The sequence below is a fragment of the Clostridioides sp. LIBA-7678 genome (assembly GCF_056716065.1).
Window position 1 is genome coordinate 2,171,202 of record NZ_CP196987.1, and the last position, 16,354, is coordinate 2,187,555.

The following is a 16,354-nucleotide window of genomic DNA, read 5'->3' on the forward strand; positions in this document are numbered from 1 at the left end:
TTGCTTTTTATTAAAAATTTTACTTCTAAAAGATAATATATTTAAATAAAATAAAAGTCTTATCCACAATAGGATAAGACTTATTTTCATCTTTACTGGTCTCCCTACACTGGCATTATCCAAACAGGTTCAAAGGGTCGAGATAAAATCTCCTCTCAGCACATTAGCTCCCCGAAATATATTATATCTTTTCTACTTGATTATACTACACTTATCATATTTTAACAAATTTTTTATTCATATTATATATTTTATCTATTTTAAAATATATAATACCAAAATAGTATTTTTTAGTATTTTTAAAAAAGTATATTGCCATAATACCTACTCATCATAATTTATTAGAGTTTGATTAAATTTTAAAGCTTATTTATAAAAATATACTATTATAATGATTTTTCTTTATTTTATTAACCATTTGACTTTATTTAGCTTTATTCTACTGCCTCAAATTAGTTCAATTTAGGTTAATAATAAAAACCTCTTATTCTGATTTGTATATATAAACTATATAATGTAATTATTTTACCTAATTTATTTTTGAAAAATAAATTATTTTTTTTAATTTTTAAATTTTTTAATATGTACCTTGAAAAATCAAACGTTTTCCTATATGATTGTAATTGTAGAATAAAACTAAATAGGCAAAACTAGAGAAATTTAGTGACGCAAAGCTATAGGGACTAAGACTTATGAAACGAGTTATGTCAGCCAGTTGCCAAAAAGATATTTTCTTTTTGTTTTTATGAAAGTTTTTTAGGGGGATAAATGATATATGTTTATAGATAAAATGGATAGATGTACGCATATACTAACTGCATATATATGCAGTTCATACGATTACTGCAATTTTATAGATACACAATTAAATGACTTTATACTAGAATATGGAGAGAACGTGGTAGAATCTTGTTTGCATCAAGTGATGGTATTGGTAAGCAGATATAATTAAAGAAATTTTATTTTCTAGAAAACCCTTTTTAGTTTTATCTACGTTTTATAATACATTAAAGAACTAATTAAAATAAGCTTCATTATCTATTTTTCATGAAGTAAACAGTTGAGTTTATCTCATATACTGTTTACCCCAATTACATAATTCTAATAATATCGATTCCAATGATTTACCACGTTTAGTAGACAAATATTCAACTTTTGGAGGAATAGTCGGATAAGAAATCCTCTTAATAAGTCCATCTCTTTCAAGATACTTTAATTCTTGTGACAGTATCTTATGACTTATATGAACAACTTCTTTTTTTAATTGACTGTAACGTATTGGCTCTTGTTTTAAAATATGCCATAAAATAATTGCCCTCCATTTACTTCCTATCACAGTCATGGTAAAACCAATTGAACAATTAAAATCTTTTTGTCTTTCTTCAATATTTGGAAATTCTTCAAAATTATTATCTATATCCATCCCAATCCTCTCTTTCAAAATAGTAAGTATCTAACTAAAAAGTGCATTCTTGTTTAGCATACTAATTCGTAATATAATCTTGATTGTAGCATAGAGCCTTACATAATACTACTTTTTTAGATGTATATGTTTAAATTTTAATATAGACATATACTGTTTTATTAATTTTATTTAAATAGATAATAATAAGTAATAACTTATCTAAAGTTTTCTATGTACACAAACTACTCTAATATTTAGAAAGGATTATATAATATGAATAAAACATTTCGTCTTTATCAAGTTGACTCATTTACAAAAGAAAAATTTACAGGTAATCCAGCTAGTGTAATTACAAATGCTGATGGCTTATCTGAATCACAAATGCAAAAAATAGCAAGAGAATTAAATAATTCAGAAACTGCTTTTATTTTCAATAAATTTATTAAAAATCATCAAGAAAATTATGATGTACATATCAGATTTTTTACACCAACTAATGAGGTTCCTATATGTGGTCATGCTACTATTGCTGCCCATTATGCTAGAGCAGTAGAAAACCAACTCAATAGCACAACAGTATTTCAAAAAACTGGTGCTGGAATATTGCCAGTTGATATTATAAAAAAAGATAATGATTATGAAATAATTATGACACAAGGAAAAATTGAAGTATCTCCACCATTAAAACAAACATATCAAGAAAGATTACTTAATGCATTTGGTATTTTAAAGGAAGATATTCATACAGATTGTCCTATTGCCATAGCATCTACAGGACATTCAAAGGTTATGATTGGAATAAAGAGATTATCAACATTAAATAATTTATCTCCAAATTTATATGAATTATCGAAAATAAGTCAAGAAATAAAATGTAATGGATATTATATTTTTACATTAAATAATAAAGAAATGCTACAGGTTCATGGAAGGATGTTTGCTCCTGCAATTGGTATTTCAGAAGACCCTGTTACAGGAAATGCTAATGGGCCTTTAGGTGCGTATATTGTACATTATAAAGTAATACCTACACCTAACACACAGTTTATATTTGAAGCAGTTCAAGGAGAAGCAATAAAACGCAAAGGAAAGATGTTAGTAAAAGTAATTATTTCAGATAATAAGCCCGTTGAAGTAAAAATAATTGGAAAAGCTATAATTGCATTCTCAACAAACATAGAAATTGAATTATAGAATACATCTAAGTAAAATTTTGAACTTTTTAATTCTAATTAATACTAATTTAATAACAAACTAATTTATATACAAATTAATTTTTTTATTATTTGTTAATATATATTTATCATTATATTATATAATAATATAGATAGTTACTATATCTTAAATTAGATAAATCATAATTATATATTATTGTCAAAACTCAATTATATAATTTTTAATAATATTATTTTAGGAGGAAAAAATGATAAACGATATTAAAAATAAGTTCAAAGATTACAAACCATATATAAATGGATATAAAAATATGAAAAGAGCATCTGTTTTAATTCCAATAGTAGAAATAAATAACATACATCATATATTATTTGAAGTTCGCTCAAAGAATTTAAAGCATCAACCTAATGAGATTTCTTTTCCTGGTGGCAAAATAGAATCCAATGAAACTCCATATAATGCTGCTATCAGAGAAACTTGTGAAGAACTAGGCACTTTTAGTGACAATATAGAAATCATATCTAGTCTAGACCTACTTATAACACCTGTAAAATTTATAATACATCCTTATTTAGGATATATAAAAAACATTAACAATTTAAATATAAATAAAGATGAAGTTGACCATACTTTTTTGGTGCCTATAAAATATCTTTTAGAAAATCCTCCAAATACTTATAATAATACTGTAAAAGTTTTTCCTGATGAAAATCTACCCTATGGATCAATTCCAAACCAAAAAGATTACAAGTTTGAAAGTGGAAGTTACCCTATTCTATTCTATAAATATAAAGATTATGTAATATGGGGTATGACAGCAAAAATACTAGAAAACTTTTTAAACTTCTTATCAGAATAATACTTGTAAGTGAACATTCAAAATTTTAAATGTAATAATTCTAAAAAATATAAGAAATTATGTTTTATAATTTTTTTATTTAATTATTATTCAGTTATTATTACATAATTACCAATACAATTTCAAGGTAAATACTAAGTGTTATTATCATACTATAGATAAATTATAGCATAATAATATATCTAATAAGGTTAAGATATGAAATAAATGATTTTAATGTATCTTTATGGTAAAATATAACAGGTTAGTAAACTGTAAATCAAAGTATATGGAGGTGCTTATAATGTTTGCAGTAGGATTTATTGTTATATCCGCAATTGCCCTTTTCATTTTAAGTATATTGTTATTTAATGGAAAAGCAAGTATGCTATTAGCAGGGTATAATACTATGAGTGATAAAGAGAAAGCTAGATATGATAAAAAAAAATTATGTAGAAGTTCTAGCATTGTTATTTTTATTGTATCTATAATGTTGTTTATTATGGCATTTCTTGGTTATAGAGTAGAGAGTGGACAAATGGGTGAAAAAGAAATGCTTCCATTTGCTGTGATATTTATAATCGTTATACTCACTAGTGTGTTTTTCAATATCTATTATTCTAATAAGAAATGTAAAAAATAATATTTAGTAAGCTGGGGCTGTCGCATGGGCAAATTAAATTTGTTCTGTGAGAGCTCTTTTTACTTATCTTAATAGGTATATTTTTAATTATTTTATATATAGTTTATTTTCTAAGTAAAATTATGCATGACAAATATAAGGTATAAAAATACCATTTTTTCAGATAATATTTGATTATAAATAATAAATTTAGAATGCTTTTTTTAAAGTATGAAGATATATTCCACATTTATTTTTTACTATTTTATTGTGTAGCCTAGAAATGTTATGAGCTATCGCTACAATAATACACTCTGATAGAACATTTTCTTTACCTCGGCTTAAAAATCTTCTAAATTTCATATTTTGTTTTACTTGAGCGAAAGCTCCTTCTGCTTGTATACTTCTATTCACTCTAAGTTCACACCCCTCCGGGCTCATAATTCTATTTAAGTTTTCTTTCCTTTTTTCATGAAACAACTTAGATACTTGTAAGTTTTTAGTCCTATTTTCAAGAGAAATCTTACTATTACTTCTCTTAATGCAACTACTTTTATATTGACAATCATGACATTCTTCACAAGTGTAACAAGTTATTTCGCTTTTATAACCTGTTTTTGACTTTCTATTTATTATTTTATTAGCAAGTAGTTTTTTATTGTTTTTACAAATATAATAATCATTTTTTTCATCATAATCCATGTTATCAATATGTCCAATATTATTTTTATATTTTCTAGTTTTACTAATTTCATAATTTGCAGGTTTTATGAAAGATAATTGATTATTACACTCTAAAAATGTATAGTTTTCCTCACTTTCATACCCAGAATCAGCAACTATTTTAGGATATTTGAATTTTGCATAGTCCTCAATCGATTTTAAAAACGGTATTAATGTTGTCGTATCAGTAGGTTGATGTCCTGAACTTACCCAAACTATATATTCTGAATCTACACCAAATTGTATATTATATGCTGGTTTCAATTGTCCATTTTTCATATGGTCTTCTTTCATTCTCATGAAAGTTGCGTCATTATCTGTTTTAGAATAACTATTCCGTTCACCCATTATATGAAGGTCTTTAGTATACTTTTTCAATCTATCAATATAATTATTTAATTGCTCTATAGATTTTTGAACCATAGATTTTTTCTTTCCTTTTCCATGAACAAATGTTATATTTAATTCTTTTGATATTTTTTTTAGTTTCTTTAAAAGTTTCTTCAAATGGTAGATTTTTATTTTATCTTTATAAATTACTTTAATACCAAAATCAGTTTCACATTTTAATATGAAGTCAGATATATTACTCATCATTTTAGCTATATTTTTATTTATAGCTTTTTTCCAAACAAAAGTATATCTATTTGCAGATGACTCTATTTTTGTGCCATCAATAAATAGAGTGTCCATTGAAATCTCCTTACTATCTCCAAGAAAGTTTGTAAACTGTGCAATCAAAGTTTTGCTTATTGGTGAAAAATGAATACTACGGAATCTTGCAATTGTTGAATGGTCTGGAGGTGAGGCTCCGCCTAGAAGATACATAAAGTTAATATCTCTTTTGCATGCTTTCTCTATTTCTCTTGAAGAATAAATACAGTTCATGTTTGCATATATTATAATTTTCAAAAGTTGTCTAGGGGTTACTTTATTTACTCTAACTCGAGAATAAGTCTTATATAATTTTTCTAAATTCATCTCCTCAATAATTTGACTTAATAACCTTACAGAATCATCTTTTGGAATCATGTAATCAATATTTAGTGGTAACTTAAATTGATAATTATCACCATAAGTAGTATAATCAGTTTGTATAGTATTTTGTTTTAGCATACAATTATTATACAGGAATCCCAAGCTCTTTTGAACTTGGGATTTATTTTTTTATACAAAAAAGGGCGTAGCACTATTTTATAGTGCGACAGCCCCTTTTATGTTTATTCTATAATATATTAGTATATAATAAGGAAAGATTAATATATAGTTAGGTAAAACTTGATAAAATAAAAATAGATGTACTATCAATTTACATTTTATATCAAATTTATTTATAATAAAAACTGAAATTAACATAACATATGTAATGTATGTTTTTAAAATTTGATATATTTTGTTTTATAGTACATCTATTTCGATAAGTTTACATAATTTTATTATATTGTACAATATTAATCATTTATTAGTACTCCATTTAATGAAAAAGTTCTAGGTTCAGTAATTCTAACCATAACTAATTTCCCAATTAAATCATCATTTCCGCCTTCGAAATTTACAAGTTTATTTTGTCTAGTTCTACCAGCAAGTTTATTTTCATTATTTTTACTTCTTCCTTCAACTAAAACTTCAACTATTCTATTTTTATATCCATTATTTATATCTGCTGAAATCCTATTTACAGCTTCTAACACTCTATTAAATCTCTCATGTTTTATTTCTTCTGGTATTTGATTTTCCATTTTGGCAGCAGGTGTTCCCTGTCTTTTGGAATAAATAAACGTAAAAGCTGAATCATATTTTACTTTTTCAATTACATCTAAAGTATCTAATAAATCTTCTTCTGTTTCTCCTGGAAAACCTATCATTAAATCTGTTGAAAAAGCAATGTCTGGTACTTCTTTTTTAGCCTTTTTTATTATTTCTAAATAATATTCTTTTGTATAATGTCTATTCATTTTTTTCAAAAGACTACTACTTCCACATTGTATTGGTAAGTGTAAAAATTCACATACCTTATCACAGTCTCTAATTGCATATATTACTTCATCAGATATATCTTTGGGATGAGATGTCATAAATCTAACCCTTTCAATTCCTTCTATATCATTTACTTTTCTTAGAAGTTCTGCAAATGTAACTGGATTTTCAAGTGTCTTACCATAAGAGTCAACATTTTGTCCAAGTAAAGTTATTTCTTTTGTTCCATTTGCTACAAGTTCTTTTATCTCATCAGTTATATCTTCAGGTGTTCTACTTCTTTCTCTGCCTCTTGTATATGGAACTATACAGTATGTGCAGAAATTATTGCATCCATACATTATATTTACAAATGCTTTTAATTCAAATTTTCTATTACTTCTAAGCCCTTCTATTACCTCTCCATCTACATCCCAAACATCTACCAACATTTTGTCAGAATCCATTGACTCTGTAAGTAATTGTGGAAATTTATATAGATTATGTGTTCCAAATATAAGGTCTACATGTTTGTATTTTTTTCTTAGTTCTTCTACAACATGTGGTTGTTGCATCATACACCCACATACAGCTATTTTCATATTTGGATTTTTTCCTTTTAAATGCTTTAATTGTCCTAAGTTGCCATATACTTTTAGTTCTGCATTTTCTCTAACTGCACATGTGTTATATATTATTAAATCACTTTCTTCAACCATCATTGACATTTTGTATCCCATTTCTTCTAGCATTGAACATAATTTTTCTGAATCATGTTCATTCATTTGGCATCCAAAGGTTTGAGTAAACACGAGTTTTCTCTTTCCAGTTCTGTTGAAGTATTCTTCATTTTGTCTGTGTATTTGTTCTATATATTTATCTTGTTCTTGTATTTTCTCTATAGGTATTGTTACTTGTTTTCTTTTGCTCACTTCTATTCCTCCTAGTTAATTTCTTATATTACACATAACCTTAATTATATCAAATAAGAAAAATCTTTTAAAGATATTATTATTTTTATATGTGTGTTTTGATAATAATTTAGATATAGTATATTGCTAAAAAATAAAAAAAGATGTTTTAAATTTTAATTTAAAACATCTTTCTTATATTAAAATGACCTATTTCCTACTGAATTATAATTAAACCTATTTATTCTCAATCAAATAACAATTATTTAGTATTAAATATTGTCCTTCCTCAACTGTTATATATCTGTTTCCTGAGAAAACATCATTAGTAACTATTCCATCCACATCACCCAAGCTATCATCTCTAACTTCATAATATGCATCAGAAGAATTTGAAACTATAGTATATTCTCCAGCAGGAATTTCTAGTCCAATTTTGTACATACCATTTCCAAACTTACCATTCTTGGCCTTTTGAACTTTAGCATACTTGGCTAATATCATTGTTGAATCCTCAATTTTAATATACTGCCCATTCTCTAAAGTTATGTATCTAGTTCCACTAAAAATATCATTTGAAAGTATACTATCAGCATTTCCTGTACTATCACTTGTAACTTCATAATAAGAAGCATAACTTCCTGAATTTGAAGTTATTAAGTATTCCCCTGCTGATATATCTTTTCCAACCTTATACATACCAGCTTTTATAGTCTTTGTAGTTGGCTTAGCATCATCTTTTATAATTCCAGTATTAATATCTCCAAGTCCATTTGTTACATTTAGACATTGTTGAATTATAGTTGAATTTATATACCCTATAGAAGTTATCTTTTTAGCATTCTTTAAGACGCTTTTATTACTGCCATTATCAACTAATACCATTGGACTATTTTTTGATAAAGATGAACCTACAAGAGCATTTGTTAATTCATATGCTCCAGCTATATAAAAATCTTTAGCATCTTTGTAAAATTTATCTATTATTGCTTTATTAGTTTCAAAACGAGTACTTCCTCCCAATCTAGTAGATTTAGTCTTGTTTACTAAAGTAGTACTCATTGAAGATGTTCCACCTATTACATAAGATTTTAAGCCACTCGTTGAAAAAGGTATACTTCGCCCATTAGTAAGAATTATTGGTGTACTATCTCTTGCAGCTACAGATGCAATACTTATAGCATCAGCTTCTCCTTTATATGCATTTGTTAACATTACAGTGTCAACTTTTTTTATTGAGTTTATTTCTTTTGCAACATTATAACTTGTTTTTATTCTGTCACTTCCCTGAATTCTTACAACTTTTATATTTTTAGCTTTTAATGAATTTTCTACAGCTGTACTTATAGAATATGTTCCTCCAATTATATAAACTTTTGATACATTTTTTAATCTTGCAGATGTCTCAGTTGGTATAGTATTTTTTTCAGTTAATAATATAGGTGCATTTAAAGCTCCTGCTAATCCACTTGCACTTAGACCATCTGCTATAGAATTATTAGTATTAATTAGTATAGCAGTCTTATATGCATTTTCATCTGCTACATTACCTGCAATTTCATACTTATTATTTCCTTGTATCTTCTCTACAGATGATATTGCATTTACTAGTTGAATATTTGCAAATGCAAAAGAAATACTCAAAGTCAATGTTAACATTCTTTTACAGAATTTCATAATAAAATTATCCCCCTCATAATAAATTTTTAATATATGAATACATTCTCTTAATTAGGTTATGTACTTAACAAACTTATGTAAAATCGTAAACTACATTAGATTGTATTACTAATAATCACCAATGCAATTATTCATATAAATATAATTGTATTTACATTTATATTAAAAATCAACTAGATTTATATAAATACTTATAATTTTATTTTTATTCTTAATATTTTTTTTATTATGTTATTTTAATAGATTTATTTTTCTTTTTTAAGTATATAGATATATTTCTCAAAATATTCTATTTCTATTATAGTTACACATATTTTATTTGGCTAAAGTATTATTTAAATTTAGAATTTTCTATTTTATATTAAAAACATATTTTACAGGTATAGTTTTATAAGTTTTAACTAAATTTCATTTTATATTACGAACTATATATTTTTTTCCTAATCAAATTTAAATAAGTTTTTCACAAAAAATATGCTTTTATTATATTTTTTAGAAATTTATAAATGGAAATATATACAGATTAAATTAAGTAGAAATTTTAGTATATTTAAATAGCTGATAAATCAGAGAAGATTAATATACAAATTTATCTTGAAAAAACAAATTAAAATAAATTTTATATTTAATAACTACAAATGAGATACATATAAGAAGATTAACATAGGTATGATAATTTATCTGTTAGGTTGAAGATATATTACTATTATATAAATATTTTATTAAAAACAAAAAAATATAATGCTAAATCTTTAAATAATATAAGAATAGAGTAGATATAACTACTCTATTCTTATATTGCTTGATTATTATAATAGTTTATAAAGTAAAGTATTATTTCATATTTAAGCTTGATAACTAACTCTTCTTATTGATAGGCTAACAATCTTGAATAAAAATAGTCCTGCAACTAAATTTATTAAAACAGCTGGTAATACTACTGCTAAAAATAAAGCTGTAAATGAAGCACCTGGAAGACCAACTATAGCTTGAGCTGCTAATAAGAAAATTGTTCCACTTACAAGTGTTCCTATTGGCATTATGATTGTAACTACTATAGTATCTTGCGCCTTTTTAGCTAATCTTTTTATAAAAGGCATTTTATAACTAATGTTCATTAATAAAAATACTACATTTGCTGTAAGAGTTTTATCTATTACATTAGGAATTTGACCTCCTGGAAAACTTGATGTAAGAGCTGTAAATATTCCTGTTACTATACCTGCTATTAAACAAGTTTTATAATCATCTCTATTTAAAACTAATATTACAAATAACATTGCTAGTGGTATATCTGGTTTCATTGGTAGTCCTATAGCTGGTGTAATTTGATGTATCAATAATCCCATCGCTAAAAGTATTGCATTTAAAGTTAATTTTTTTGTATTTGTTTTCATTTTTGTATTTCCTCCTATTTTTTTAATTTTCAATTTATTTTTTTGCCAATTTATTATATCATCATCTTTAACGCTGGAAATTCATAACATCTTTTTCACCACCTTCTATATTTAAATTTTTCAGTAAAATAAAAAACTCCGTCCTAAACTAATAGGACGGAGATTATCCGCGTTGCCACCTAAATTATATAAAAACTAATACAAAATTTAATTTTTATATATCTCATTATCAGGTACTTACATACCTTATTCGCTATAACGTGCGACTGACGATAAAGTCTACTCTCAAAACTATGATTTCAATTTACTCCTCTAAGGGCCATTCATTAAATTTTTTCTTGCTAAGATTCCACCATCCTCAGCTCTCTATAATGAACCTAAATTTAACTACTCTTCCTTTTCATAGGATTTAATTTACTTTATTAAATTTTGTCGTTGAAATAATAATATTATTTTTTCTAAAAAATGTCAATATGTTTTTATAAATTTCAAAATATATTTTTCCTAAAAAATAGTAAAATAAGATTATGTATTTCTTTTTATATCCAAAATCCTGTGAATAATTCCTTTGATAATCTGTTTTTTTTGCTCTAATTCTTTCTCTGTTAATTCAGTTAGTGAGTCTTGATGTAATATTGCAAATGATGAATAAAGAACAGCATTTGCAAGCTCTAAATCCGTTTCAATTGCACAACTCCCAATCTCACCTTTATCACGCATATAGTTTATATATTTTGCTATATGAGGAACTAAACTTTTTAAAGTTAATTGATTGAGTGCAATTTGCATACTCCAATGAAATTTACCTAATTTAAATGTCTTATACTTTAAAAGAGTTTTTTGTAATAACTCAAATACCACATCAATTTTAAGATTATTTGGTATACAATCATCATACAAAACATCAGAAAAACTTTTTTCATACTGAGCTAGAAATAATTTTATAACTTCATTGAATATTTCATCTTTTGATTTAAAATAGTGATAAAACATACCAACTTCACCACCAACACTATCTAAAATCATTCTTATAGAAGTATTTTCATACCCATATTCTAAAAACAAATTAAGTGCATTCCCAATAAGTTCATCTCGTTTACCACCATTTAATATTCGTTTTCGTGCCATTTTTGTATCTCCTTTTAAACAGAATATCATTCTGCTTAAATTATATCATGCTATAAAATAAACATCAATAATTAGCAAAACGCTATTCTTTAAATTACTATCTAATGAAGAACAAAATCATAACAATATAATTCCAACTAAACTATAAAATAGTTATTCATAAAAAAACTTAAAATAAGATGAAAAGCAATATTGTATATAATACAATAAAATCATATAATACAACTATGTAATTTTTATTCTTGTATTTAATAAAATTTCTTCTTCTTTCTTCTAATAAATATTATCCCAATTAAAGCTATAACAATAAATACAACTATTACTGAAAGTATCAATTTTGAAAGAATATTATATCTTCCTATGCTTTGACTTTTATGTTTATCTAAATTTCTATGTCCATAATTTTTAGTTCTTATAGTTCTTTTCTTCAAATTAACTCTACTTTTTCTAGATTTACTACGTTTATGCTTACTTTTAGATTTAATAGTTTTAAATCTAGTATTATTAGATTTATAATTTTCTTGTGCTGAAGAAATGTATACACTAGAATCAATAATAGCTTCAGCCTCAACTTGCAATGGATTTATAGTGCTAATTATAAGCAAAAAAGATATAGCTATTCCAATCAATGTTTTCTTTTTTTTCATATTTTCCCCCTCATAAAAATCTTATATCTAGTTTATTATAATATATATAAAACTAAAAATTACAAAATTTTTCAAATTTCTTATATCTTTTCTTATCTTTAATATTATTTTTATCCTATCAACTTTCTTTTTTATTAAAATTTTCTAAATCAATATCAATTTATGGCACCTAAAATACAAATCATAAGTTAAATCTATTTTCAATTAAATCTTCGATTTACAATTAAAATGACCTAGTTAATTTATTATATTTAATATTATAATAAGTTTTTTTACAAAAGAAAAAGAATCCTATGAATAGGATTCTTTTTCTGAAATTTATTAGTATATTTAAAGCTTACTAGTATCCAATTATGATAAACTTAAACATTCTTCTATATATTGACTATATACATATCCAGAATATTTTTTTCCATTTCTATCAATATTAACCCTTGCCCATTTGCCAACACTATAACATACTTCAACTTTAAAACCATCAGGAATTGTAGTTATAATTCTAGAGTCTAATGTTCTATCATTTCTAAGTTCTAGACTTAAGCCATTCGTTCTTATATTTCCTACATAATTCTTTTTTCTATTTTTTACTATACCATTACTATTGCTTTTAGCATTACTTAATTTTTCTAAATATTTATAAAGTAACCAACCTTTGTCATAATTACTTTCAACCTCTGCCCATATTCCATCGACACATTTTAACTTAACAATTTTACCTTCTGGTATACTTTTCAACTTCATACTATTTATGTCTGGTCTTTCTCTTAAATTTAATTTAATTTTAGTCTTAAAATTGATGCTAGATTCGCCAAAACTTTTCAACATTAATTCAGATATCATCTTAAGCCCTCCTCTTGCCAAATATTAAGTTATTAAAAATATATAACTTTAAAAAATACTTTCAACAAAAAGAATTATTATCTTTTTGGCAACTGGCTGACATGACCTTTATTATATAAAGATTTTAGTCCCTATAGCTTTGCGTCATTAGATTTATCTAATATTGCCTATATCTGAATAATAACATAATTTAAACAATTTAAAAATAATATTACATCAAATTTTATATTAATTAAATATAAATTAAATTTTTAATTAATAATAACCAAAAAATATCTTTATATTTATTAATTTAATTATTCTTCTTCATAATTCATCTAAAAAATAGTAATTTATATATGATATCACTACTTTTAACAAATCTTTTTCAATAAATATTAATATATAAAAATAATCGATAATTTTTTACATCCTTAATTAATATAAAAAATTAATGATTAATAAAAACCTAAAAATAATTTGTATTAATTATTCTCTTTTTAAAATTTTTACTACTCTATCTATGCTAAATCCTCTCTACGCACTTTATCATAAGATGTATATATTTTACTTTTTAAATGACTTGACAAACTAATGATATTATAATATTATCATTATAGACCGACGGTCAGTTTGATATTTATGTTTATATAGCTACTAAAAAAATTCTAAAATATTTAATACAAAATTTTTAAGAAATGAGGATTATTTATGCTAAAAAGAATATTATTAAAAGATTTAACACGAAATAAAGTAGTAACAATTACTCTATTTATTTTTATTTTACTTGCATCAATGCTAGTATCTAGTTCAATAAATATCATTATAGAGCTAACTAATTCAATGACTTCCTTGTTTCAAAAATCTCATACACCACATTATGTCCAAATGTATTCTGGGAAATTACAACAAAAAGAAATTGATAAGTTCTCATCTAAAACTCCATATATAAAAAAACAGCAAACTTCTGAACTTCTAAATATAAATGGAGCTAATATTTTTCTAGGAAATAAAGTAGAAAATCAAGCTAATAGTGTACTAGAAAATAGTTTTACAAAACAAAACGATAAATTTGATTTTTTATTAGATATGGACAATCAAATAATGCAAATAAAAGATGGAGAAATAGGTGTCCCTGTATATTATATGAAACAATCCAATTTGAAAATTGGAGATACTATAAAAATTATTAATGGTAATTTCTTTATGGAATTTACAATAAAAGATTTTATACGTGACTCACAAATGAACCCTTCACTTGTTACTTCAAAGCGTTTTTTAATCAGTGACAATGATTGGAACACGTTAAAATCTAATATAGGAGAAAGCGAATATTTAATTGAATTTATATTAGATGATATAAATAAAATTAGTGAGTTTGAAACGTTATATCAATCAACTAAGCTCCCTCAAACAGGTACATCAGTGACTTATTCTATTTACAAATTACTAAATTCTTTGTCTGATGGGATTGTAATTACTATTATCATCTTAATTAGTATTCTTCTTATTACAATTTCTATTTTATGTTTACGATTTACTTTAATTACAACGATTGAAGAAGATTATCGAGAAATTGGTGTTATGAAGGCCATTGGTATTAAAAATGGTAACATCCAAAACTTATATTTAATAAAATACTTGTTAATTGCATCTTTTGCAAGTTTTCTTGGTTACATACTCTCATTATTTATAGGCCCTCTTTTTACAAAAAATATTTACATTTATATGGGAGCCATAGACAAAACCATTTTTAGTATTCTCGTTCCATTTATAGGTTCAGTTCTTGTATTTTTAAGTGTTGTATTCTTTTGTAAAGTTATACTTAAAAAATTCAAAAAAATATCAGTAATTAATGCATTAAGAGGTAACCGTTCTACTAACTCTGTAAAATATGGATTCAGTTTTCAAATACACAAAAATAAAATAACAAATACTAACATACTTTTAGGATTAAACGAAGTGTTTAAAAAAATTACAGTCTATGGATTGCTTTGTTTTGTATATACGATTTGTATTTTTATTATGACTGTACCAACTAATTTTTTAAATACTATTAAATCACCTGAATTTATCACTTATATGGGTGCTGGCAAGAGTGATATTCGTATTGATTTGCCTCAAACAAAACAAACTAAGCATCTTTTTAATTCTATACTAGAAAAAATTAATGTTGACAATGATGTTAAAAAGTATGAATCCTTTACAACAAGTTCATATAAAATAAGAAATAAAGATGGCAAGATAGAAAATATTAAAATAGAAAATGGAAACTTTAAAACTTTCCCACTGACATATGTAAAAGGTTCTGCACCAATGAAAGAAAATGAAATTGCATTGTCTGTCATAAATGCAAATGAACTAGAAAAAAGCATTGGAGATAATTTATCAATTTTCTTAAAAGATAAAGAGTTGATTTTAACTGTTAGTGGAATATATCAAGACATTACCTATGGTGGTAAGACTGCAAAAGCTATGCTACCATCTAGTGAAGATAATATACTATGGCATATTGTAAATTTGAATTTAAAGCCTGGTGTCAATGTAGCAGATAAATTAAAGCAGTACAGCATAAATTATTACCCTGCTAAGATTACTGCTATGAATAATTATACAAGTCAAACATTAGGTTCTGTTATCAGCCAATTAAGACTTGTTATAAAATTAGCTGTTGTTATATCTATTGCAATTTCTTCACTAATTACTGCGATGTTCTTTAAAATGCTCATTGCTAAGGATACGCCACAAACAGCAATTATGTTTAGCTTAGGATTTTCTACTAAAGATATACGCATTCAATACATTACTAGAGCTTTATTGATACTTATGATTGGAACTGTTTTAGGAGTCATTATGGCAAATACACTTGGACAAAAAATATCTGGATTACTACTTTCTGGTATCTCAAATCTCCAGTTTGTAATAAATCCATTAATTGTATATGTGCTTTATCCATCAGTTTTAATTCTCACAGTATTAACTACAATTATAGTAATTAGTAGAGCAATTAATAAAATAAAAATTATGTCTATTATAGAATAAGGGGTATGTT

13 protein-coding genes, 3 riboswitches and 1 other annotated feature are annotated in these 16,354 nt (G+C 24.9%); of the genes, 5 read left to right on the top strand and 8 right to left on the bottom strand.

What is annotated here, in order from left to right; translation table 11 throughout:
• Positions 1 to 84: 84 nt before the first annotated feature.
• Positions 85 to 184: riboswitch (TPP riboswitch) on the bottom strand.
• A 449-nt stretch (positions 185 to 633) separates the two neighbouring features.
• A riboswitch (cyclic di-GMP riboswitch) is annotated at positions 634 to 723 on the top strand.
• Between the two features lie 52 nt (positions 724 to 775).
• Positions 776 to 952 (top strand): hypothetical protein, encoded by a 177-nt coding sequence (locus ACTG46_RS10490; protein ID WP_054270407.1) that lies wholly within the window; start codon positions 776 to 778, stop codon positions 950 to 952.
• Between the two features lie 114 nt (positions 953 to 1,066).
• Here ACTG46_RS10490 and ACTG46_RS10495 read toward each other — a convergent pair whose 3' ends face one another.
• Complete coding sequence (locus ACTG46_RS10495) at positions 1,067 to 1,423, bottom strand: winged helix-turn-helix transcriptional regulator (RefSeq protein WP_003428797.1); 357 nt, start codon at positions 1,421 to 1,423, stop codon at positions 1,067 to 1,069.
• A 255-nt stretch (positions 1,424 to 1,678) separates the two neighbouring features.
• On the opposite strand from ACTG46_RS10495, the gene ACTG46_RS10500 reads away from it, so the two are divergent.
• From ACTG46_RS10500 to ACTG46_RS10510, 3 genes are all read left to right on the top strand, one after another.
• Entirely contained in the window at positions 1,679 to 2,599 is a 921-nt protein-coding gene (locus ACTG46_RS10500; RefSeq protein WP_479922747.1) for a PhzF family isomerase, read from the top strand.
• A 229-nt stretch (positions 2,600 to 2,828) separates the two neighbouring features.
• Positions 2,829 to 3,440 (top strand): NUDIX hydrolase, encoded by a 612-nt coding sequence (locus ACTG46_RS10505; protein ID WP_021384775.1) that lies wholly within the window; start codon positions 2,829 to 2,831, stop codon positions 3,438 to 3,440.
• A 283-nt stretch (positions 3,441 to 3,723) separates the two neighbouring features.
• Positions 3,724 to 4,062, top strand: coding sequence for a DUF3784 domain-containing protein (locus tag ACTG46_RS10510; RefSeq protein ID WP_479922748.1), 339 nt, complete (start codon positions 3,724 to 3,726; stop codon positions 4,060 to 4,062).
• A gap of 189 nt (positions 4,063 to 4,251) precedes the next feature.
• Here the strand turns inward: ACTG46_RS10510 and ACTG46_RS10515 are convergent, their stop codons facing one another.
• From ACTG46_RS10515 to ACTG46_RS10545, 7 genes are all read right to left on the bottom strand, one after another.
• Positions 4,252 to 5,880 (bottom strand): IS1182 family transposase, encoded by a 1,629-nt coding sequence (locus ACTG46_RS10515; RefSeq protein ID WP_167641160.1) that lies wholly within the window; start codon positions 5,878 to 5,880, stop codon positions 4,252 to 4,254.
• A 335-nt stretch (positions 5,881 to 6,215) separates the two neighbouring features.
• The gene (gene miaB / locus ACTG46_RS10520) at positions 6,216 to 7,652 is read right to left on the bottom strand and encodes a tRNA (N6-isopentenyl adenosine(37)-C2)-methylthiotransferase MiaB (protein ID WP_479922749.1); all 1,437 of its coding nucleotides are present in this window, start codon (positions 7,650 to 7,652) and stop codon (positions 6,216 to 6,218) included.
• A gap of 216 nt (positions 7,653 to 7,868) precedes the next feature.
• The gene (locus ACTG46_RS10525; RefSeq protein ID WP_054270411.1) at positions 7,869 to 9,308 is read right to left on the bottom strand and encodes a cell wall-binding repeat-containing protein; all 1,440 of its coding nucleotides are present in this window, start codon (positions 9,306 to 9,308) and stop codon (positions 7,869 to 7,871) included.
• 848 nt (positions 9,309 to 10,156) lie between these two features.
• On the bottom strand, positions 10,157 to 10,708 hold the full coding sequence (locus ACTG46_RS10530; protein ID WP_054270412.1) for a tryptophan transporter: 552 nt from the start codon (positions 10,706 to 10,708) through the stop codon (positions 10,157 to 10,159).
• A gap of 149 nt (positions 10,709 to 10,857) precedes the next feature.
• Positions 10,858 to 11,121 (bottom strand) — a binding site (T-box leader).
• A gap of 112 nt (positions 11,122 to 11,233) precedes the next feature.
• Positions 11,234 to 11,836 (bottom strand): TetR/AcrR family transcriptional regulator, encoded by a 603-nt coding sequence (locus ACTG46_RS10535; RefSeq protein WP_054270413.1) that lies wholly within the window; start codon positions 11,834 to 11,836, stop codon positions 11,234 to 11,236.
• A gap of 248 nt (positions 11,837 to 12,084) precedes the next feature.
• Positions 12,085 to 12,483, bottom strand: coding sequence for a hypothetical protein (locus ACTG46_RS10540; protein WP_223195916.1), 399 nt, complete (start codon positions 12,481 to 12,483; stop codon positions 12,085 to 12,087).
• Positions 12,484 to 12,834: 351 nt separating this feature from the next.
• Positions 12,835 to 13,323 (bottom strand): SH3 domain-containing protein, encoded by a 489-nt coding sequence (locus ACTG46_RS10545; RefSeq protein ID WP_054270415.1) that lies wholly within the window; start codon positions 13,321 to 13,323, stop codon positions 12,835 to 12,837.
• 84 nt (positions 13,324 to 13,407) lie between these two features.
• Positions 13,408 to 13,501, bottom strand: a riboswitch (cyclic di-GMP riboswitch).
• A gap of 512 nt (positions 13,502 to 14,013) precedes the next feature.
• On the opposite strand from ACTG46_RS10545, the gene ACTG46_RS10550 reads away from it, so the two are divergent.
• Positions 14,014 to 16,344, top strand: a complete 2,331-nt coding sequence (locus tag ACTG46_RS10550; protein WP_479922750.1) for an ABC transporter permease — start codon at positions 14,014 to 14,016, stop codon at positions 16,342 to 16,344.
• The last annotated feature ends 10 nt before the right edge of the window (positions 16,345 to 16,354 follow it).

Excerpts from the sequence above, each read along its gene's own strand:
- ACTG46_RS10490 (WP_054270407.1), top strand. The coding sequence starts at position 776 with ATGTTTATAGATAAAATGGATAGATGTACGCATATACTAACTGCATAT.
- ACTG46_RS10495 (WP_003428797.1), bottom strand. The coding sequence starts at position 1,423 with ATGGATATAGATAATAATTTTGAAGAATTTCCAAATATTGAAGAAAGA.
- ACTG46_RS10500 (WP_479922747.1), top strand. The coding sequence starts at position 1,679 with ATGAATAAAACATTTCGTCTTTATCAAGTTGACTCATTTACAAAAGAA.
- ACTG46_RS10505 (WP_021384775.1), top strand. The coding sequence starts at position 2,829 with ATGATAAACGATATTAAAAATAAGTTCAAAGATTACAAACCATATATA.
- ACTG46_RS10510 (WP_479922748.1), top strand. The coding sequence starts at position 3,724 with ATGTTTGCAGTAGGATTTATTGTTATATCCGCAATTGCCCTTTTCATT.
- ACTG46_RS10515 (WP_167641160.1), bottom strand. The coding sequence starts at position 5,880 with ATGCTAAAACAAAATACTATACAAACTGATTATACTACTTATGGTGAT.
- ACTG46_RS10525 (WP_054270411.1), bottom strand. The coding sequence starts at position 9,308 with ATGAAATTCTGTAAAAGAATGTTAACATTGACTTTGAGTATTTCTTTT.
- ACTG46_RS10530 (WP_054270412.1), bottom strand. The coding sequence starts at position 10,708 with ATGAAAACAAATACAAAAAAATTAACTTTAAATGCAATACTTTTAGCG.
- ACTG46_RS10535 (WP_054270413.1), bottom strand. The coding sequence starts at position 11,836 with ATGGCACGAAAACGAATATTAAATGGTGGTAAACGAGATGAACTTATT.
- ACTG46_RS10540 (WP_223195916.1), bottom strand. The coding sequence starts at position 12,483 with ATGAAAAAAAAGAAAACATTGATTGGAATAGCTATATCTTTTTTGCTT.
- ACTG46_RS10545 (WP_054270415.1), bottom strand. The coding sequence starts at position 13,323 with ATGATATCTGAATTAATGTTGAAAAGTTTTGGCGAATCTAGCATCAAT.
- ACTG46_RS10550 (WP_479922750.1), top strand. The coding sequence starts at position 14,014 with ATGCTAAAAAGAATATTATTAAAAGATTTAACACGAAATAAAGTAGTA.